Below are 21,243 nucleotides of genomic sequence, written 5' to 3'. Positions count from 1 at the left end.
CGACGACCGCCGATCAGCGGTCGCCCTGCTCGCTTTCATCGTGCACGGCCGTCTGGGCCTCGTAGGCCCTGACGATACGCGCCACCATCGGATGGCGAACGACGTCGACGTCCTTGAAGCGAACCACGGAAACGCCCTCGACACCTCTGAGGATCTGCAGAGCCTCGACCAGACCCGACTTGACGCCGCGCGGCAGGTCGACCTGGCTCGGATCGCCAGTTACGATCATGCGACCGTTTTCGCCAAGGCGGGTCAGGAACATCTTCATCTGCATCGATGTGGTGTTCTGCGCCTCGTCAAGTATGACGGCGGCATTGGCGAGCGTGCGGCCTCGCATGAAGGCGAGCGGCGCAATTTCGATGACGCCGGCGGTGATCGCGCGTTCAACCTTGTCGCCCGGCATCATGTCATAGAGCGCATCGTAGAGCGGGCGGAGATAGGGATCGACCTTCTCCTTCATGTCGCCGGGCAGGAAGCCCAGTCGCTCGCCCGCTTCCACGGCAGGGCGCGAAAGCACGATGCGATCGACGGCGCCGCGCTCCAGAAGCTGTGCAGCATGGGCGACGGCAAGATAGGTCTTGCCGGTACCGGCGGGGCCTACGCCGAAGACGAGCTCGGAACGTTCGAGCGCACGGATATAGGCATCCTGCGTCGGCGTGCGCGCCGCGATGGTCTTCTTGCGCGTCGAAATCTGCGCCATCGTCAATTTGGCTTTGCGCTCCATGGTCGGCAATTGTAGCTGATCGTCGGCGGCAACCGCCATACGGATCGCGCCCTCGACATCAGAGGTATCGATCGACGCGCCGCTCTGCAATCGTCCGTAGAGATAATCGAGAGCGCGGCGCGCCTGATTGGTGGCAACGATGTCACCGGATATGGCGACGGAATTGCCCCGCGGCCGGGCGTCGATGCGCAGGCGCTCTTCAAGTAGCTTCAAGTTCTGGTCGAACTGGCCGAAGAGTTCGCTGGCGAACCGATTGTTCTCGAATGTCAGCACGAAGTGATTGGCGTCTGTCGCAGAGGTTTTCGACTGGCGCGATGATGAAGAGATCAATTCGTGTCCGTTCAAGCGGTTCAGGCTCCTTGTTGTCGGTCCTTACCCGATCATCTCTGCAAACAGGCTGTTCGGCCCGGCCTTGATGATTCGCACCTTTATAATGTCACCGATTTGCGATGCTTTTGCATCAACATTCACGGGCTGCAGCCAGGGAGAACGCCCGACGAGCTGGCCCGGCATGCGCCCTTGCTTCTCCAAAAGCAGGTCGATTTCGCGACCGACGCAGGATTCGGCAAAGGCGCGCTGCTGCGAAAACAGCAAAGCCTGCAATTTTTCCAAGCGTTTGGCTTTCACGTCTTCGGGAACCTGGTCGCCGAGCTCGGCGCCGGGCGTGCCGGGACGCGTCGAATATTTGAACGAAAATGCCTGTGCATAACCCACGGCTTCGACGAGCCGCATGGTGTTTTCAAAGTCCTCGTCAGTCTCGCCGGGGAAGCCGACGATGAAATCACCCGATAGCGCGAGGTCCGGCTGGACCGCACGGATGCGCTCGATCAACGCCAGATATTCGGCCGCCGTGTGCCTCCGGTTCATCGCCTTCAGGATGCGGTCTGAGCCGGACTGCACCGGCAGGTGCAGGTAAGGCATCAGCTTTTCCATCGAGCGATGCGCCTCGATCAGGCTGTCGTCCATGTCGCGCGGGTGGCTGGTGGTGTAGCGCAGCCGGGCAAGCCCCTCGATCTCGCCGAGACGCGTGAGCAGGTCGCCAAGACCCCACTCGCCGCCATCGGGGCCGACGCCGTGCCAGGCGTTGACGTTCTGGCCGAGCAAAGTGATTTCACGGACGCCGCCATCGACCAGCTTTTCCGCTTCCGAGACGATCTGCGCCACCGGGCGGGAGACTTCGGACCCACGCGTATAGGGCACGACGCAGAAGGTACAGAACTTGTCGCAGCCTTCCTGCACCGTGAGGAAGGCTGTGACGCCGCGGGCGCGGGTCTTTGCCTTATCGGGCGCCGGCAGGTGCTCGAACTTGTCCTCGACGGCATAGTCCGTCTGGACGACGCGCTCGCCGTTGCGGGCGCGTTTCAGTGCTTCCGGCAGGCGATGATAGGTGGTCGGGCCGATCACCAGATCGACGGCCGGCGCGCGCCGGAGGATCTCGTCGCCTTCGGCCTGCGCCACGCAGCCGGCGACGCCGATCACCATCTCGCGGCCTTCCTTGGCCTTCGCCTTCTTCAGGTCGCGCAGGCGGCCGAGCTCGGAATAGACCTTCTCCGCCGCCTTCTCGCGAATGTGACAGGTGTTGAGGAGCACGAAGTCGGCATCCTCGAGCACATCGGTCGAGACATAGCCATCACGCGACAAGGCGTCCGACATGCGGTCGGAATCATAGACGTTCATCTGGCAGCCGTAGGTCTTGACGAAGACCTTGCGGGCCGGTGCGCGCTCGTCGCCCATCACGGGCGCTGTCGACAGAAGGGCTGTTTCCTGGGTCATGCCGGGTTCTTTAGTGCAAAGCGGTCTGAAGTTGAAGTATTTTCGGCATGGCCGCCGTTGCCGAAAGGGTTTCAGGCCCTTCCGCGCAAACGATCCGACAACATGCTGCGGATGCGCTGCTCAACCTTCCGGCTTACTTCCTTGCGATTGGTGTGCCGGTCGTAGTCGATGGCCTCACCGAAATCGACGTCGACTTCGATCGCACCTTCCCGCAGGATCCCGAGCAGATGCGGGACCAGTTCGGTATCGCCCGGCCAGGCGGCGATCGGCCGGTTGAAGCGGCCCATCGGCATGCCGTGGATGCCAGTATAGGAGATGGCGACCGGCTGCACGTGCACGAGCCCGGTCGGCGAATGGGGCACGGCGGAAGCCGCAGCACCGAAGAGCGACGTCTTGATCTCCAGCAGACGGTTGCCGTCGGACGTCGTTCCCTCCGGAAAGAGTACGACGATCTCGCCCGCCGCCATGCGCTCGCCGATTTCGCTCACCTGCTTGCCGGTCGAGCGCTTCTGCTCGCGCTCGACGAAGATCGACGCCTGCAGCCGGGCAAGGACGCCAAAGACCGGCCAGCTCTTCACCTCGGACTTGGCGACGAAGACGACATCGGCGACCGAAGACAGCACCAGAATGTCCTTCCAGGAGGCATGGTTGGCGCAGATGAGCAGCGGCCGACGGCGCTCCGCCTCGCCGTGAACCCGCACCTTGATGCCGAGCAGGTAGCAGGCGAGCCGGTGCCAGTATCGCGGCAAACGGCGGCGCAGTTTCAGGTTCAGCCAGAGGCAGACGATCTGGATCGGCATCAGGACGAGCGAAACCAGCGCCAGAAGCGCTGCGAAGATCGCAATCCGTAGCCAATTGATCATCCGGGAAAAGAGTTCCTGCGCGACCTTGGATCACGATGGTCTTGGGCCGAATCCACCCAAAATCATGACGTGATCGACACCGAAAAAGTTAGAGCAGGATGCGGGCGGAATACCGCATACACTTATCCTCATCGCGCTCTTATGCGCTCGGGACTAGCGAAGATCGAGGCGCATGACAAGCGCGGCGGTCCGCTGGCCGGCCTTGTCCTGGTAATAGGCACGGCGTTCGCCGACCTTGTTGAAGCCGAGCTTACGGTAAAGCCCGATCGCCGCCTGATTGGTCTCGTCCACTTCGAGGAACAACGCCTCGGAGCCCTTGACCAGCGCCTCGCGCATCGCCGCCTGCATCAGCCGCCAGCCGAGGCCGGAGCGTGCATAGCGCGGCTCGACGCCGATCGTCAGGATTTCGGCCTCGCCGGCGACGGCGCGCGACAGCACGAAACCGCCGAAGGCCGGGCGGAAGCTGCCATTGGTCTGCCGGGCGACAAAGCCGAACACCGTTTCCTGCACGAGCAGCGCGTGAATTTCGCCATCGCTCCAGGGGGAAGCGAACCGTTGGCGATGCAATGCTGCCGCAGCCAGCAGATCGGCCTCCTCCAGCGGGAAGATGTCGAATTCGGTGCGGCGGGTGAAGTAGTCGGTAAAGCTCATCTCGGTCTACGCTCGGGCAATCGCAAAGCCCGCCTGCGGCTTGGCGTCGGGGCCTCTGAGATATAGCGGTCGCGGCTTGGCCGAGGCTGGATCGGCTGCGGCGCCGAGCGTGGCGACGAAGGCAATATCGATGAATTCGGGGGCCTTGGCATCGGCATCCGGGCCAACGAGATGGGCGCCGGAGCCGCCGATGACGCCATCGAAACTCGAGAAACGCTCGCGCGCACCTTCGACGGAGAGCGCTTCTGGCTCACTGGCGGCGGCACCGGTCGCGTCGAAAGCCTGGACATAGACTTCGTCCCGCTTGGCATCGATGGCGACGAGAACTTCCCTGCCGGGCGCTGCTGCGCGGATGCCTTCAGCCAGGACCGCGAGCGTCGAGACGCCGACGGCAGATTTGCCGAGCGCCAGCGCCAGACCACGGGCAGTGGCCACGCCGACGCGAATGCCGGTGAACGAGCCAGGGCCGACGGTGACCGCGATGCGGTCGATGTCGGCAAGCGATCGGCTGGCCACGGCCAGCGCCTCGTCGACGAATTCCATCAGCCGCTCGGCATGACCTTTGCCGAGATCGGCGCCAGAGCGCCCGAGCACAACGGCGGTTTCGCTGTCGTAGACGGCAGCGGAGCAGCCCGAGCCGGACGTGTCGATCGCAAGTACAATCATTTCAACGCTGGATCTTTCAGACGCCACAAGCCGCAAAGCCGGCGGGGCTTTGCGGCAAAATCGATACTACTCGGCTGGGTCGGGACGCGGACGGAAACCCGCGCATCCTTTCCCTCATATCACCTAGCTCGGACGCCGGACGGCGTCCGGTGTCAGACGGCCTCGACGGCTTCCACCTCGGGAACGAAATGGCGCAGCAGGTTCTGCACGCCATGCTTCAGCGTCGCGGTGGACGACGGGCAACCGGAGCAGGCGCCCTTCATGTTGAGGAAAACGGTACCGTCCTTGAAGCCACGGAAGGTGATGTCGCCACCGTCCTGAGCAACGGCCGGGCGCACGCGGGTCTCCAGGAGCTCCTTGATCGTGGCAACGATCGTCTCGTCGCCCTCGTCGAAAAACTCGTCTTCCTGGTCCGACTGCTCGGCGCGACCGCTGCCGGCCATGATCTGCTGGCCCGACATGAAATGTTCCATGATCGAACCAAGGATCGCCGGCTTCAGGTGCTGCCATTCCTGGCCTTCCTTGCTGACGGTGATGAAATCATAGCCGAAATAGACGCCGGTGACGCCCGGGATCGAAAACAGCCGTGCCGCCAGCGGCGAGCCGGCGCGCGCTTCTTCCTCGTCACGGAACTCGGCAGTGCCGTTTTCCATAACAACCTTGCCCGGCAAAAACTTCAGCGTCGCCGGGTTCGGCGTGGCTTCGGTCTGAATGAACATGTCTGTCTCCGTTTCGCCGGGAGCGACATTCGCCCAGCTCTTTAGAATAGTTCAAAAGAATATAGGAGGATGGCTCCATGGTCGCAAGAGCGCATGAAGCGGGATGAGCAAAAGTGTGCGCGGTTTTCCGCCGCATCCCGCATGCCCGTGAAAACCGATACCGATCAGCTGAGCGCGTCGATCTCCTCATCCGTCAAGGCATCGGGGATGACCGTGACGGGGATCGGGAAGGCTGCGGCCTTGCCGGCGATCGACGACACCAGGGGGCCTGGGCCCTCTTTTGCCGATCCGGCGGCCAGCACCAGAATGGCAATGTCGCGATCCTCCTCGATCGCCGCATGGATCTGCTCGGTAGCGGTCCCCTCGCGGATAACGATCTCAGGTTCGATGCCGATCCGCTCGCGGACGGCCTGAGCCACCTTGGCGAGAGTCGCCTCGGCTTCCTCGCGCGCTTCCGCACGCATGATTTCCTCGACCCCCAGCCATTGCTGGAAGTCGCCATCGGCGATCACATAGAGCAGGACGAGACCGCCATTCGAATTCTTGGCGCGCATGCCCGCATAGTGCACGGCGCGCCCGCATTCCGGGGTATCGTCAATCACCGCCATGAATTTGCGGCGGTGACCTTCAAGTCGAGAGAGTCGGGTCGAGACCATAGGGTGAACATTACATCCCGGGCGAGCCGCCGCAAGCTCTCATTTTCGCCTTTTTGGAGCGCGACCACGAAAGCGAGGGCGGCTTTGCGCCCGCGCCCCGCTCGCCGTGAACTGGGGCGCGGAGACCCTATTTCTCCGGTTTACTGCAGAAAGCCGATGATATCGCGAACTTCGCGCATCGTCTTTTCGGCCCGTGCACGCGCGCGCTCGCCGCCATCCCTGAGGATCGCGTCGATGTGCGCGGTGTCGCCCATCAGGCGGCGCATTTCGGTGGTGATCGGCGACAGGACCTCGACAGCCAGATCGACGAGCGCCGGCTTGAACACCGAGAACTGCTGCCCGCCGAATTCGGCCAACACCTGCTCCTTGGTCTTGTCCGACAGCGCCGCGTAGATGCCCACGAGGTTTTCCGCTTCCGGGCGCCCCTTCAAACCATCCACTTCGCTCGGAAGCGCGTCCGGATCGGTCTTGGCCTTGCGAATCTTCTTCGAGATCGTTTCGGCGTCGTCCATCAGGTTGACGCGCGAAAGGTCGGACGGGTCGGATTTCGACATCTTCTTGGTGCCGTCGCGCAGCGACATGACACGCGGAGTCGCGCCGCCGATCAGCGGTTCGACCGGCGGGAAGTAGGCATGGATCGGCTCTTCGCCGACGACCATGTCGACACCGTAGCCGGCGCTGCGGATATGCTCCATGAAGTCGATGTTGAACTTCTGGGCGATATCGCGCGTCAGTTCCAGGTGCTGCTTCTGGTCGTCGCCGACCGGAACGTGGGTCGCACGATAGACGAGAATGTCAGCCGCCATCAGGCTCGGATAGGCAAGCAGTCCAAGCGAGGCGTTCTCGCGGTCCTTGCCGGCCTTGTCCTTGAACTGCGTCATGCGGTTCATCCAGCCGATGCGGGCGACGCAGTTGAAGATCCAGGCAAGTTCGGCGTGCTGCGGCACCGCGGACTGATTGAAAACGATATGCTTCTTCGGATCGATGCCCGAAGCGATGAAGGCAGCGGCGATCGAGCGGATCTGCCCCTTCAGGTCCTCATGCACGAGCTGCGCCGTGATCGAATGCAGGTCGACGACGCAGTAGATGCAATCGTTGTTTTCCTGCAGCGCCACGAACTTGCGGATCGCGCCGAGATAGTTACCGAGATGGAGATTGCCCGTCGGCTGAACGCCGGAGAATACGAGCGGCTTGAATTCGTTCATGTCGTCCTCAATAGGCTGGTGGAGGGCCCCAGGGCTCTTGTCGCCCATGTTGCTAACGGCATGGCTTATGCACGCAGGATGAGAGGCAATCAAGGGGCTCGGAGAAGCCCCATCACGCCGCCGGTTGCAGCAGATCCCAATGGTTGCCGAACGGGTCGCTGAAGACGGCGACGACGCCATAGGGTTCGTGCCGCGGCGCCTCCAGAAAGACGACGCCGGCGGCCAGCATCGCTGCATGGTCGCGGGCGAAATCGTCGGTGAAGAGGAAGAAGCCGACGCGACCACCGGTCTGGTTGCCGATCGCCGCCTGCTGGCGTTCGCCGTCGGCCTTGGCGAGCAGCAGCGAAGTCTCGACCGCCCCCTTCGGACGAACGACGACCCAACGCTTGCTGTCGTCGAGCCTGGTATCTTCCACGAGGTCGAAGCCGAGCTTGCCGCAATAGAAGGCGATGCCGGCATCGTAGTCCGGAACGACCAATGCGACGCGCGCGATCGTCTGGCGCATCAGTCGCTCGCCTCCGATGCCGCAACGGCCTCCGCCGGTGCTGTCGCCTGGCGCTTGACGCTGCGGCGGATCATGCCGAGGCTGGCACCGCCAAGGCCGAAGGCGAGCGCGAAGTAGACCACCATCGCTGCCGAGACCAGACCGAAGAGGGTTGCTGCCCGCGTCACGAGCGGCGCGGCGGAGGAGAGTTCGAAGGCGAACCAGTCGATCGCGAAATAGAGCGCGGCGGCCATGCCGGCGGCCGCGATGACGAGGCGCGGAATGCGGGTCAACAACGGGATATCCCTGCCCCAATGACCGCGCCAGACGAGCGTTGCAAACAGCAGGACCGCATTGACCCAGCCGGCGACGATCTCGGCGGTGGCTATGCCGCTGGCACCGAGCCGCGGAAACAGGGTGAGCGCCAGCGACACGTTCACGACGACGGAGATAGCAGCGAAGATCATCGGCGTGCGCGTATCCTCTCGCGCGAAGAAGCCGGGAATGAAGGCCTTGATCAGCACGAACGCCGGCAGGCCGAGACCGTAGATCGCCAGGATATGGCCGACGATGATGGTCGATTCCGGCGCAAACTTGCCGCGCTCGAAGAGCAGCCGGACGATCGGCTCGGACATGACCAGCAGCGCGGCCGCGGCCGGCAACGTCAGGAACAGCGTGAACTCGACGGAGCGGTTCTGCAGGTTCGACGCCTCGTTGAGATTGCCGGAGCGAAGGGCACGAGCGAGTTCCGGCAGCAGTACGGTCGCCACGGCGATGCCGACCACACCCAGCGGCAACTGGTAGATGCGATCCGCATAGACCAGCGACGAGACCGCGCCTTCGCTGCTCGAGGCGATGTTGGTGTTGATCAGGAGGTTGATCTGGGTGATGCCGCCGGTAATTGCCGCCGGCAGGGCCAGCACCAGCAGGCGCTTGACGCTGGCGGTCATCTTCGGCCGGCGAAGGCCGATCTTGATGCCGGCGTCGCGCACGGCGATCCAGACGATCGCCAGCTGCACCAGACCGGCCGCCATGACGCCCCAGGAAAGCGCGTAGCCGACGGCCACCGGATCCTGACCCGCATACCAGGCATAGGCCAGCACCCCGATCAGGATGACATTGAGAAAGACGGGCGCAATCGCTGCTGCGAAGAAGCGATGCAGCGAGTTCAGCATGCCGCCCATCATCGCCGCCAGCGACATGCAGGCGAGATAGGGGAACATGATGCCGGCAAACATGATGGTATTGCCGAGCTTTTCCGGATCATCGGCGAAGCCGGGAGCGATCAGTTTGCTGACGATGAAGGGCATCGTCAGTTCCATTGCGATCGTCAGAAAGAGCAGAACGGTGAAGAGGACACCGAAGACTTCCTCGGAAAAGCGTCGCGCGCCCTCCATGCCGTTCGCCTCGATCTCCTTGGCAAAGAGCGGCACGAAGGCGGAGTTGAAAGCCCCTTCGGCAAACAGCCGGCGGAAGGTGTTCGGCAGGCGGAAGGCCGTGTTGAAGGCGTCGGCGACCGGCCCGGTGCCAAGCGCTGCCGCCATGAAGGTTTCGCGGATGAAGCCGAACAGGCGGCTTCCAAGGGTCGCGCCGCCGACGGTTGCAAATTTCTTGACCAGACTCATGTTTCGGCTTTTGTCGTTCTTTGAGCGGAGGAGACGCCCGGTGGCGGCGCGATGATGCCGGAGGGCATGCGGTCGCGGGCTTCGTCACCCTCGCCGGCCATGACGGCCTTGAGGCGGGCGGCAATGTTCATCTGTCGGTTTTCGCTCGTTACCTTCTGGCCGACGAGATCGGTGACATAGAAGGTATCGATCACCTTCTCGCCGAAGGTGGTGATGTGGGCCGAGGCAATATCGAGCGAGAGATCGGACAACACCGCGGTGATCTCGGACAAGAGGCCCGGGCGGTCGAGCCCCTCGACCTCGATCACCGTGAACTTGTTCGACAGCGTGTTGCTGATCGTCACTTCCGGCGTCACGGTGAAGGCGCGAGTGCGCTTCTTCACCTTCGTTCGGCTGGCGATGACTTCCGGCAGGCGCTTGCGGCCGGCAAGCACATCCTCGATCAGCTTACCGATGCTGGCAGCGCGCCGCATCTCGTCCCCATCCACCGCGAACTCGCGGTTGACCAGGATCGTATCCAGCGCGCGGCCATCCGAGGTCGTGAAGATCTGCGCGTCGACGATGTTGGCGCCGGCGGCCGCGCAGGCGCCGGCAATCACGGTCAGCAGGCGCGGGTGGTCGGGCGAAAGTACGGTGATTTCGGTGATCGCATGAAACTGGTGCGTGCGCACCATGGTCGCCAGCGCCTGGTCGGCGGCATCGGCCTCACGGATGAAGCGCGCATGGCGCACCTGATCTTCGAGCGCGACCGTCAGCAGATAGGGCTGATAGTGCAGGCGCACATAGGCCTCGCGCTCTTTTTCGGACCAGTCCGTCAGTGCGTCGCCAAGCATGGTAGCGGCGTGCGCCGCGCGCTCCTTGCGCGACAGTTCCGAGAAGCCACCCGACAGCAGCAGTTCGGTTTCGTAGTAGAGCGTGCGCAGCAGCTGACCTTTCCAGCCGTTCCACACGCCCGGGCCGACGGCGCGGATATCGCAGACCGTCAGCACCAGGAGCATCTTCAGCCGGTCGAGCGATTGCACCCGTTCGGCAAAGTCGACGATGGTCTTGCGGTCGTTGAGGTCGCGCGTCTGCGCGACCATCGACATCGTCAGATGTTCCTCGATCAGCCAGGCGACGAGTTCGGTCTGCTTCGGCGAAAGTCCGAAGCGCGGGCAGAGCCGGCGGGCCACCTTGGCGCCGGCGGTCGAATGATCCTCCGGCCGGCCCTTGGCGATGTCGTGCAGAAGCACGGCCACATAGAGCGCCTCGCGATCCTCGATCCCGGGCATCAGCTTGGCGACCAGCGGGTGGGCTTCTTCCTCGATGCCGCCCTCGATGCGCGAGAGAACGTCGACGGTGCGCAACAGGTGCTCGTCGACCGTATAGTGATGATACATGTTGAACTGCATCATCGAGACTATCTTGCCGAAATCCGGGATGAAGCGGCCAAGCACGCCCGCCTCGTTCATGCGCCTGAGGATCAGTTCCGGCTTGCGGCGCGAGGTGAGGATCGACAGGAACAGGCGGTTCGCCTCGTCGTTCTCGCGCAGGTGCGGCGTGATCAGGCTCAGCGAGCGGGTAACCTGGCGCAGCGCTGCCGGATGGAACTCGAGCCCGTTGATGTCGGCTATGTGGAAGAAGCGCAGAAGGTTGACCGGATCGCGCTTGAAGATATCCGGACTGGCAAGCGCGATGCGGCCGCCGTCGTCGACGAAATCGAGCGTGCCGGCAATCTTGCGGCTGCGGTGGGTGAAGCGGCCGATGATGCCGGAAATGCCGGGCGCATCCTTTGCCTGCTGATCTTCGAGCGCAGCGCAGAAGATGCGCGTCAGGTCGCCGACGTCCTTCGCCACCAGGAAGTAGTGCTTCATGAAGCGTTCGACGGCCGAGAGGCCGGGGTGATCGTGATAACCGAGCGCTTCGGCGATCTCACGCTGGATGTCGAAGGACAGCCGCTCTTCCGCCTTGCCGGTCAGGAAATGCATGTGGCAGCGCACCGCCCAGAGGAAGTCCTCGGCCTTCTGGAAGAGCTTGTATTCCTGCCGTGACAGCACGCCGAGCTTGACGAGGTCGGCCGTATCCTTGAGCCGGTAGAAATACTTGGCGATCCAGAACAGCGTGTGCAGGTCGCGAAGACCGCCCTTGCCTTCCTTCACGTTCGGCTCGACGAGATAACGCGTATCGCCCGCCTTGCGGTGGCGCTCGTCGCGCTCGGCAAGCTTGGCGGCGATGAAATCGGGGCCGGTGTTGCGCACGATCTCATGGTCGAAACGGGTTTCGAGCTCGGCGCTCAGCGTCTCCGAGCCGCAGATGTAGCGCGTCTCGAGAATGGCCGTGCGGATCGTCATGTCGGCGCGCGAAAGACGAATGCATTCGTCGATGGTGCGCGTAGCGTGACCGACCTTGAAGCCCAGATCCCAGAGGATGTAGAGCATGAACTCGATCGCCGGCTCCGCCCAGACGGCCTTCTTGACCGGCAGCAGGAACAGAAGGTCGATGTCCGAGCCCGGCGCCAGCGTGCCGCGACCATAACCGCCGACCGCGGCGACGGCGATGCGCGAGGCCGGTGGCGCATTGGCGGCGTCGAAGATCTCGTTCAGCACGAAATCGTGCAGTACGGTGATCAGCTGATCCTGCAGCCAGGAAATGCGCTCGGCGCAGAGAATGCCGGCGCCGTCAGCGTTGAACAGCTCGCGCGCCTTGGCGCGCCCGGCGACATTCGCCTGCTTGAAGGCGGCGAGCAGCGCCTGGCGCATCGGATCGCGCTGTTCGGCATGGGCCGAAGCGATGAAGTCGCATTTCGCCCGCAGCGCTGCGACGTCGAGGATCTCGGGGAAAGATATTTCGTGTCTGCCCATGAAGTGCCGAGGGGCGTCCTGTCCGACTGGTTGCGTGGTCGCTCGCGATCAAGCGCTCCTGCATGATCCTTGCGACCGAGGCCGAATAAAGACCACACAGAATTTCGATCGCCGCGCCGGCAAAGGCGCGCGGCGCTGTATAGCCTTTTTACCGACAGCTGCACAGGAAAAAGGCGCGCGCCGCCTCAGCCTGTTTTACGGCTGGCGGGATGTGGGCGGAAAGCCGCACACGGCTTTCCTCATCCTGCCTTGGCGGCGCTCAGTTCCTTCTTCAGCGCATAGAGCGCATCGAGCGCTTCGCGCGGCGTCATGTCGTCGGGGTTGAGCGCCTTCAACGCGTCCTCGACCTTGGACGGGCCGGCGGCCTTAACCTCTTCGCGGCGGATCGCCACCTGGAAGAGCGGCAGATCGTCGATCAGCTGGCTCGCGGGGTTCTTGCGGTCGGCATCCTCGAGCTTGGCGAGTACGTCCTTGGCGCGCGCCACGACGGATGCCGGCAGGCCGGCAAGGCGGGCGACCTGAATGCCGTAGGAGCGGTCGGCAGCACCAGGCCCGACCTCGTGCAGGAAGATCACGTCGCCGTGCCATTCCTTGACGCGCATGGTCGCGTTCGATAGCCGCCCGAGCTTTTCCGAAAGCACGGTCAGCTCATGGAAGTGGGTGGCGAAGAGACCGCGGCAGCGGTTCGCCTCGTGCAGGTGTTCGACAGCCGCCCAGGCGATCGACAGACCGTCGAAGGTGGCGGTGCCACGGCCGATCTCGTCGAGGATCACCAGCGAACGGTCAGTGGCCTGGTTGAGGATCGCCGCCGTCTCGACCATCTCGACCATGAAGGTCGAGCGGCCGCGCGCCAGATCGTCGGATGCGCCGACGCGGGAGAACAGCCGGTCGACGATGCCGATATGTGCGCTCGCGGCAGGGACGAAAGTGCCCATCTGCGCCATGATCGCGATCAGCGCGTTCTGGCGCAGGAAGGTCGATTTACCGCCCATGTTGGGACCGGTGAGCAACCAGATCGCGCCGCCCTCCTCGCCCTCCGGCGGTGAAAGATCGCAGCCGTTGGCGACGAAGGCATTGGCCGCCTGGCGCTTCAGCGCCTGCTCGACCACAGGATGACGGCCGCCATCGATTGCGAACATGCGCGAGCGGTCGACAACGGGTCGGGCATAGGCCTGCTCCTCGGCGAGCACAGCGAGACCGACCGAGACATCGACGGTCGCAAGCGCCAAGGCAGCAGCCTTGAGCGTCTCGGCGGCTGCGACGACCTCTGATGTCATCTGATCGAAGGCCTCGATCTCGATCGAAAGCGCCCGGTCGGCGGCATTGGCGATCTTGCTTTCGAGTTCGGCCAATTCCGTCGTGGTGAAGCGCATGGCATTCGCCATCGTCTGGCGATGGATGAAACGGGCGCGACCGGCATCCGTATCGGTCATCGAGCCCGCATTGCCGGCGGTCACCTCGATGAAGTAGCCGAGCACGTTGTTGTGCTTGATCTTCAGCGACTTGATGCCGGTCTCTTCGGAATATTGCAGCTGCAGCCCGGCGATCACCCGGCGCGATTGGTCGCGCAGCCCCCGGACTTCGTCGAGCTCGGCATTGGCGCCTTCGCAGACGAAACCGCCGTCACGCTTCAGGAGCGGCAGCTCTTCGCCAAGCGTTGCGTCGAGCAGACCGAGCAGGCCGGCGGGCAGCGCATCGATCGCGGCGCGCGCTTCCTTCAGCTCATCAGATAGCGTGCCCGCGGCCATCAAACGCGAAATCGACGCGGACGCATGCAGGCCTGCCTGAATGGCGCCGAGGTCACGCGGACCGCCGCGGCCGAGCGCCAACCGCGACAAGGCGCGCGGCATGTCCGGCGCACGCCTGAGCGCATCACGCAGGTCGCCGGCGAAAGACGGCTGGTCCGCAAGAATCTCGATCGAATCGAGACGCTCATTGATACGGTCCGGGTCGGTCAGCGGCGACATCAGGCGTTCGGCGAGAAGCCGGGCGCCACCGCTCGTCACGGTGCGGTCGAGCGCCTTCAACAGCGTGCCCTCGCGCGCGCCCGACAGCGTCTTGACCAGTTCGAGATTGCCGCGCGTTGCCGGATCGATGAACAGCGTCGAGGCGGCACTTTCGCGCTCCGGCGTGCCCAGCGCCGGCCGTTCGGCAAGCTGGGTCTTTTCGACATAGGAGATCGCCGCCGAGGCGGCGGCCAGTTCGGCGCGCGAGAACGTGCCGAACCCGTCGAGCGTCTTGACGCCGAAGTAGCGGGCGATGCGGCCCTCGGCCGTGGCGCTATCGAACAGAACCGCCGGCTGCGGCACCGCGACGCGGCCGAGCACGTCGAAGACGGGCCTCAGTTCCGGATCGTGAAACACCGTATCGGCGAGGATCAGTTCGCGCGGCTCGATACGCAGGATATCGGCGAGCAGACGGCTTGCGGCGGTTTCCGCCAACCGAAAGATGCCGGTGGAGATATCGATCCAGGCAAGTGCGTAAGCCGGCTCCGATCCGCTTTTGATCCGCGCCAGCGCCATCAGATAGTTGGTCTCCGACGGAGACAGAAGCTTCTCTTCCGTGATCGTTCCCGGCGTAACAAGCCGAACGACATCCCGGCGGACGACCGATTTGCTGCCGCGCTTCTTGGCCTCGGCCGGATCCTCGACCTGCTCGCAAACGGCGACTCGGAAGCCGAGCCCGATCAGCTTCTGCAGGTAATCGTCGGCGGCATGCACCGGCACCCCGCACATCGGGATTTCCTGTCCCATGTGCTGGCCACGCTTGGTCAGCGTGATGCCGAGCGCCCGCGATGCCTCTACCGCGTCCTGGAAGAACAGCTCGTAGAAGTCACCCATGCGGTAAAAGAGCAGAGAATCCGGGTTGTTAGCCTTGATCTCGATGAACTGTTCCATCATCGGCGTTGCGGTGGAACGGCTCTCCTCCGTCGCCAGTTCGGCTGCGGACAACACCTCGCTGGCGCGGTTCGATTGGTCTGTCACGAAATTCATGATTGTTCCGAAAAAAGAGATGGCACACTATCCCCAAGCAATTATAGACGACAACCATAAAGAGGCGCGCCGCAAGGCTCGCCCACAGGAGGATTGAGGAAACATGCCGGCCACCGACAAGACCGATCGCACAATGACGAGCGTCACCGCGCAGGAAGCGCTCGATTTTCACTCGCAGGGTCGTCCCGGAAAGCTGGAGATTTCCCCCACCAAGGCGATGGCCACCCAGCGCGACCTGTCGCTTGCCTATTCGCCGGGCGTTGCCGTCCCGGTCAAGGCGATCGCCGAGGATCCGAACACCGCCTACGACTATACGACACGCGGCAACATGGTGGCCGTAATCTCGAACGGCACCGCCATTCTCGGCCTCGGCAACCTCGGAGCGCTTGCCTCCAAGCCGGTCATGGAAGGCAAGGCCGTGCTGTTCAAGCGCTTTGCCGATGTGGATTCCATCGACCTTGAGGTCGACACCGAAAACGTCGACGAGTTCATCAACTGCGTGCGCTTCCTCGGCCCCTCCTTCGGCGGCATCAACCTTGAAGACATCAAGGCGCCGGACTGTTTCATCATCGAGCAGAAGCTGCGCGAGGTCATGGACATCCCGGTGTTCCACGACGACCAGCACGGCACCGCGATCATCGCCGCGGCCGGCCTCATCAATGCGCTGGCGCTAACCGGCCGCGATTTCAAGACGACGAAGCTCGTCTGCAATGGCGCCGGCGCTGCGGCCATCGCCTGTATCGAGCTCATCAAGTCCATGGGCTTTGCCTCGGAAAACATCATCCTGTGCGACACCAAGGGAGTGATCTTCGAGGGCCGCACCGAAGGCATGAACCAGTGGAAGTCGGCGCATGCCGTCAAGACCGATCGCCGTACGCTCGCCGAAGCGCTCGACGGCGCCGATGTGGTCTTCGGCCTCTCCGCCAAGGGTGCGCTGTCGGAAGACATGGTACGCTCGATGGCACCGCGGCCGATCATCTTCGCCATGGCCAACCCGGATCCGGAAATCACGCCCGAGGAAGTCGCCCGCATCCGCGACGACGCGATCGTCGCCACCGGCCGCTCGGACTATCCGAACCAGGTCAACAACGTGCTCGGCTTTCCCTATATCTTCCGCGGGGCGCTCGACGTGCGCGCCACGACGATCAACGACGAGATGAAGATTGCCGCCGCAGTAGCGCTGGCAAGCCTTGCCAAGGAAGATGTGCCTGACGATGTTGCCGCGGCATACCAGGGCAACCGCCCGCGCTTCGGCCCGCAATACATCATCCCGGTCCCCTTCGATCCGCGCCTGATCTCGGCGATCCCGATGGCGGTCGCCAAGGCTGCGATCGAAAGCGGCGTCGCGCGCAAGCCGATCACCGATCTCGAAGCCTATGGCCGCCAGCTCTCCGCCCGGCGCGACCCGATCGCCTCGACGCTGCAGCGCATCTATGAGCGCGTGCGGCGCCAGCCCAAGCGCATCGTCTTTGCCGAGGGCGAAGAGGTGCAGGTCATGCGCTCGGCGATCGCCTACGCCAACCAGCAGCTCGGCACCGCCATCCTGCTCGGCCGCGAAGAGCGCATGCGCGAGACGGCGGAGCGCGAGGGGATCGACCTCGACCGCCCCGGCATCCAGATCGTCAACGCACGTCTTTCCAAGCGCGTCGGCGCCTATACGGACTATCTCTATGCCCGCCTGCAGCGGAAGGGCTTCCTGTTCCGCGACGCCCAGCGCCTGATCAACAACGACCGCAACCACTTCGCCGCCTGCATGGTCGCACTCGGCGACGCCGACGGCATGGTCACGGGTCTCACCCGCAACTACTCGACCGCGCTCGAGGACGTGCGCCGCTGCATCGATCCGAAGCCCGGCCACCGCGTCATCGGTGTGTCGATCGCGCTCTGCCGCGGCCGCACCGTGCTGGTCGCGGACACCGCCGTGCACGACATGCCGTCTTCGGAGGAGCTTGCCGATATCGCCGAGGAAGCAGCCGGCCTCGCCAAGCGGCTCGGCTATGTGCCGCGCGTGGCTATGCTTGCCTATTCCACCTTCGGCCATCCACAGGGCGAACGCTCCGAGCGGGTGCGCGAGGCAGTCAACATCCTCGACAAACGCCGGGTCGACTTCGAATATGACGGGGAAATGGCCGCCGACGTGGCACTGAATGCCCGCGTCATGGAGCAGTATCCGTTCTGCCGCCTTTCGGGCACGGCCAACGTGCTCGTCATGCCGGCGTTCCACTCGGCATCGATCTCGACCAAGATGCTGCAGGAACTCGGCGGCTCAACCGTCATCGGCCCCCTGCTCGTCGGCTTCGACAAGTCGATCCAGATTGTTTCGATGTCGGCCAAGGATTCCGACATCGTCAACATGGCGGCGATTGCCGCCTACAATGCCGGCATGTGACATTGCCGTTTTGGTACAGACCTGGCGCTCTAAGTCGCCAGGTCGACCGGATTAGTAACAAATCGGCACAACTTATAAAAAGAAGAGCTCGCGTCCCCTGGAGAGAAGAAGCGAGCTCAAAAATTGGCAACTGAACTACGTTTCAGGTGATAAAAGACGGAGGATTTGGAATTTCATGCCGGCCGACCTCCGGAATTGATCGGCCATTCCTCCGTTATTTTCTTATTCTCTCGTCATGAAATCAGAGAAGAACTTGACAATACAAGTCTCTCTTTCAGGCACGAAAGTCAAACTCGTCATTAATATTTGGTTAATCCTGTCAGGCGCCCGTCAGGAGACGGAGGTAGCGAACCGGCCGGCGTCTGCGCCGTAGTAATTGAGGTAGCGGCCGGAGATATTGCTGATCGGCAGCACGATCAAAACATCGGTCGTGTGGAACGCATGATCGACCACGGCGCCGTCGCCAACCATGGCGCCCAGGCGCATGTAACCCTTGATCAGCGGCGGCAGGGCGGTGAGTGCCTTTTTCGCATTGATCGCTTCGGCCGGCATCAGATCCATGGTCCGATGCAGCTCCGGACGTGCGCTCACGGCCCATTCGTCTCGGGCGCGGATGTTGTGGTGTAGGAAGGAAAGCGCCAGTGCGTGCTCCGCCGGAACGACACCGGGGAACGAGCCGCAACCGAACATGGCGTCCATGCCGTATTTCAGGGCGTAGGCCCAGTTTCCCTGCCAAAGCAGCTCCACCGTCCGCTTGGTGCGGTAGTCCGGCAGCACGCAGGAGCGGCCGAGCTCCATGAAGCGTTTGGTCGGATGGCGCGCGAGGAGCTGGTCGATGGCAAATTCGGAAGCCGAGTAGAAACCGCCCGCACGTTCGGCCACGTCCTGGCGCAGCAGGCGATAGGTGCCGACGATCTGATCCTCGGCATCTCCCTCGATCGAGGTGTCGAGAACAAGGAGGTGATCACAGATCGCGTCCCAGCTGTCGACGTCGCGCTTGCGACGATCGGCCTCGGCGCCGACCTGCGCCTTCATCTCCTCGACGAAAACCTTGTAGCGTACGGCCTGGGCGGCATCTATCTCCGATGCCGTGCGTGCCAGCCGCGTCTCGAGATTGGCGATCCTGCCTAGAACGTCAGTCGTCGGGACGGCGGTCTTCTTGCCGATGCAAGCCTGAGAAGTGTCAACCACGTTCGCCGAATCCAGTAGCTCGATGGCCATCCGCGTCATCCCGAATCAATTCTGTCTGCCGGGCTTAGACCACGTTTCTGCAACAACATAGTGACATGAAAGCGGCATACAACCCCCACGCTCCGATGGTTACCGTAACCGCTGTAGAAGTTACCGTTTGCGCAGCAGGCGGGCGATCTCCGACGTCAGAAGCTGCGGGTCCGCGGGCTTCGACAACACGGCGTCCGCGCCGGCATCCGTCAGCCTCTCGCGCATATCGACACGGACATCCGACGTCAGGACGATAACGGGCAGCCGCGGCGCGGATCGCGCGTTCTCATCGGCGCGCAGGCGCTGCAGCAGCGAAAGGCCGTCGCCACCCGGCATGTTGAGATCGGTCACCAACAGCTCCGGCAGCGCACGCTCGCCGGGCGCGTTCAGGGCTTCGGCGACAGCGCCGAAATCGCCAACAACGCGGACCGAATATCCCGAGCGCTGGAGCACGGTGCGCACGATCAGCGCGTTGACCGGATCGTCTTCAGCCAGAAGAATCCCATTCGCCTTGCTCCGAACGGGCGTGGTCGCCGGCTCCTCGCGCAGAACGGGCCGGTTGTCGTTGATCGCGTCGCGCTTCTCGATGCCTTTCAGGCGGCCAAGCAGCACTTCGACCAGAGACTTTTCGCGCAGCGGCCGGATCAGCCAGGCCTCGTAGCCGTCCATCTGGTTGACGGGATGGCTGTTGCGCTCTTCAGGATTGATCAGGTAGGTGCGCCGCACCTCCAGCCGCGCGATGGCCGGCTGCAGCGAAAGCAGCTGCTTGTATTGCTGGGCATGGCGGTGATCGACGATCACATCCGTCAGGGCCGTGCCGCCGGCGAGCACGTCCGCAAGGACACACTGGGCCGCGGCAAGCGTTGTGGCGCGATGGCACCGTCCGCCGAGGGTGGCGATCGTCGCGGCGAGCGCCGCGGAGGCCGGACCGTCCGGCGCCATGACCAGGACATGCGATCCGGCAAGGCAGGACCGACGCTCCGCTGCGACCGCTTCGATCTCGGCAAAGGGCAGGCGAATTTCGAAACGGCTGCCGCGTCCCGGCGCGCTGGCCGCGGTGAGGCTGCCGCCACAGGCCTGCATGATCCGGCGGGAGATGGCGAGGCCGAGGCCTGTGCCCTTGGCCCGCTGTTCGTCGTTTCCAGCCTGCTCGAACTCCTCGAAGATGCGCTTCAGATCCTCGGGCGACATGCCCGGGCCGGTGTCGTCAATCCGGATCCGCACGCATTCGTCGACCGTGTCGGCGCTGACAAAGACGCCGCCGACCTCGGTGAATTTCACCGCATTGCCGATGACGTTGAAAAGCACCTGGCGCAGGCGCGCTGCATCGAAGGCCATCTCGGCGGGCACATCGACGGCGACCGTGGCGCCGATCTCGATGCCTTTTTCATGCGCCCGGTTGGAGAGCATTTCCACCACGCTCTCGATGACGCCGCGCGGATCCTGTCGGGTCGGGCGAAACTGGAAGCGACCGGCCGAAAGCGACGAGAAATCGATCAGATCCTCGACGAGCTGGACCAGCGCATGGCCGGACTGCTGCATGCCGGCGAGGTAGTTTTTCTGCTCGCTCGACAGCCGGGTCTGGCCGAGCAGGTGGCTCATGCCGAGAATGCCGGAAAGCGGGGTGCGGATTTCATGGCTGACGGTCGCGAGAAGCCTCGACTTCGCCTGGCTTGCCTCCTCCGCCCGCCGGCGTGCCGCTTCGCGCTCGCGCGCGGCCTTCGCCTCCTCGGTGACGTCGCGGGCGATGCTGTGGCGCATGAGCTTGCCGCTGGCCGGATCGCGGGCGATAACGTCATGCCAGTCGTAAAGGCGCACGCCATCCGATGCCGCAATCCGGACCAGATAGTGATTGGGTGCGGCCTTCGGCTCGAAACTCAGGCCGAGCGCCGCGCAATTGAGACCGCGGACATCAGGGTGGTCGCAGACCTGATGGAAGACCGCATTGGCATGAACGATCTTTCCGTCCATGCCACGCATGATCGCAAGGTCGCCCAGCGCATCGTGAATGGTCGAGAGCAGCGCGGACGTCTCAGAGCGGTGCCAATCGCGATCCCGGTTCGCTTCGTCACGGGCCTGCCTGCCATCGAACGACCGCATGGCTTCGACAACGAGCAGAAGCACGCCGACGGAGCCTGCCGCTGCGATCGCCGCGGAAAACAGGTAGAAGCCGGCGTTCATGCCGATGACGAGGATAAGACCGGAGGCGACCAGGCCGAGCAGCGCCAGCGACGCCTGGTTGATCGCACGGCGCGTGCCATTGACGGGAGGTTCCTGCTCGCGGGCCGAAGGCGGTGCCTCCACGGCGGGCGGAGCCACCGGCTGCGCGTCACCGGTCCGGTTTCCTGTCCGGAAGCCGGATTCGATCCGCTCCAGCAATCGTGACGGTTCGCTCATGCGATCCGGCTAACACGACAAGCGTTCCGAATGGCTT

Annotated in this window: 15 protein-coding genes; 1 reads left to right on the top strand and 14 read right to left on the bottom strand. The window is 63.6% G+C overall.

What is annotated here, in order from left to right; translation table 11 throughout:
* Nucleotides 1-13: 13 nt before the first annotated feature.
* From LAC81_RS00225 to mutS, 12 genes are all read right to left on the bottom strand, one after another.
* A complete protein-coding gene (locus LAC81_RS00225) occupies nt 14-1,069 on the bottom strand; it encodes a PhoH family protein (RefSeq protein ID WP_113536616.1) in 1,056 nt (351 codons plus the stop codon).
* Nucleotides 1,070-1,096: 27 nt separating this feature from the next.
* Complete coding sequence (gene miaB / locus LAC81_RS00220) at nt 1,097-2,497, bottom strand: tRNA (N6-isopentenyl adenosine(37)-C2)-methylthiotransferase MiaB (RefSeq protein WP_223726266.1); 1,401 nt, start codon at nt 2,495-2,497, stop codon at nt 1,097-1,099.
* 71 nt (nt 2,498-2,568) lie between these two features.
* The gene (locus LAC81_RS00215) at nt 2,569-3,360 is read right to left on the bottom strand and encodes a lysophospholipid acyltransferase family protein (RefSeq protein WP_223726265.1); all 792 of its coding nucleotides are present in this window, start codon (nt 3,358-3,360) and stop codon (nt 2,569-2,571) included.
* A gap of 153 nt (nt 3,361-3,513) precedes the next feature.
* A complete protein-coding gene (locus LAC81_RS00210; protein WP_113536619.1) occupies nt 3,514-4,011 on the bottom strand; it encodes a GNAT family N-acetyltransferase in 498 nt (165 codons plus the stop codon).
* A gap of 6 nt (nt 4,012-4,017) precedes the next feature.
* A complete protein-coding gene (gene tsaB, locus LAC81_RS00205) occupies nt 4,018-4,677 on the bottom strand; it encodes a tRNA (adenosine(37)-N6)-threonylcarbamoyltransferase complex dimerization subunit type 1 TsaB (protein WP_223726264.1) in 660 nt (219 codons plus the stop codon).
* Between the two features lie 152 nt (nt 4,678-4,829).
* Nucleotides 4,830-5,396 carry a NifU family protein gene (locus LAC81_RS00200; RefSeq protein WP_223726263.1) on the bottom strand — a complete coding sequence of 189 codons (567 nt, stop codon included), beginning with the start codon at nt 5,394-5,396 and terminating at the stop codon, nt 4,830-4,832.
* A 164-nt stretch (nt 5,397-5,560) separates the two neighbouring features.
* Entirely contained in the window at nt 5,561-6,052 is a 492-nt protein-coding gene (locus LAC81_RS00195) for a universal stress protein (protein ID WP_113536622.1), read from the bottom strand.
* A 140-nt stretch (nt 6,053-6,192) separates the two neighbouring features.
* Nucleotides 6,193-7,257 carry a tryptophan--tRNA ligase gene (gene trpS, locus LAC81_RS00190; RefSeq protein WP_223726262.1) on the bottom strand — a complete coding sequence of 355 codons (1,065 nt, stop codon included), beginning with the start codon at nt 7,255-7,257 and terminating at the stop codon, nt 6,193-6,195.
* Nucleotides 7,258-7,369: 112 nt separating this feature from the next.
* Complete coding sequence (locus LAC81_RS00185; protein WP_223726261.1) at nt 7,370-7,762, bottom strand: VOC family protein; 393 nt, start codon at nt 7,760-7,762, stop codon at nt 7,370-7,372.
* Complete coding sequence (murJ, locus tag LAC81_RS00180) at nt 7,762-9,366, bottom strand: murein biosynthesis integral membrane protein MurJ (protein WP_223726260.1); 1,605 nt, start codon at nt 9,364-9,366, stop codon at nt 7,762-7,764. Before murJ ends, LAC81_RS00185 begins: the two co-directional genes overlap by 1 nt.
* Nucleotides 9,363-12,206, bottom strand: a complete 2,844-nt coding sequence (locus tag LAC81_RS00175) for a [protein-PII] uridylyltransferase (protein ID WP_113536626.1) — start codon at nt 12,204-12,206, stop codon at nt 9,363-9,365. The genes murJ and LAC81_RS00175 overlap by 4 nt, the downstream gene beginning before the upstream one ends.
* Nucleotides 12,207-12,445: 239 nt before the next feature.
* Nucleotides 12,446-15,199, bottom strand: coding sequence for a DNA mismatch repair protein MutS (gene mutS, locus LAC81_RS00170; protein WP_223726259.1), 2,754 nt, complete (start codon nt 15,197-15,199; stop codon nt 12,446-12,448).
* Between the two features lie 103 nt (nt 15,200-15,302).
* On the opposite strand from mutS, the gene LAC81_RS00165 reads away from it, so the two are divergent.
* Nucleotides 15,303-17,588: an NADP-dependent malic enzyme gene (locus tag LAC81_RS00165; protein ID WP_113536628.1), complete on the top strand. Its 2,286-nt coding sequence runs from the start codon at nt 15,303-15,305 to the stop codon at nt 17,586-17,588.
* A 330-nt stretch (nt 17,589-17,918) separates the two neighbouring features.
* On the opposite strand, the gene LAC81_RS00160 is transcribed toward LAC81_RS00165, so the two are convergent.
* The gene (locus LAC81_RS00160; protein WP_113536629.1) at nt 17,919-18,809 is read right to left on the bottom strand and encodes a GNAT family N-acetyltransferase; all 891 of its coding nucleotides are present in this window, start codon (nt 18,807-18,809) and stop codon (nt 17,919-17,921) included.
* Nucleotides 18,810-18,929: 120 nt separating this feature from the next.
* Nucleotides 18,930-21,206: a hybrid sensor histidine kinase/response regulator gene (locus tag LAC81_RS00155; RefSeq protein WP_223726258.1), complete on the bottom strand. Its 2,277-nt coding sequence runs from the start codon at nt 21,204-21,206 to the stop codon at nt 18,930-18,932.
* Between the last annotated feature and the right edge of the window lie 37 nt (nt 21,207-21,243).

The organism is Ensifer adhaerens, assembly GCF_020035535.1.
In the GTDB taxonomy this organism is placed as follows: domain Bacteria; phylum Pseudomonadota; class Alphaproteobacteria; order Rhizobiales; family Rhizobiaceae; genus Ensifer.
Note: the sequence above shows the minus strand (reverse complement) of the source record. Positions and strands in the feature narration are given on the sequence as shown.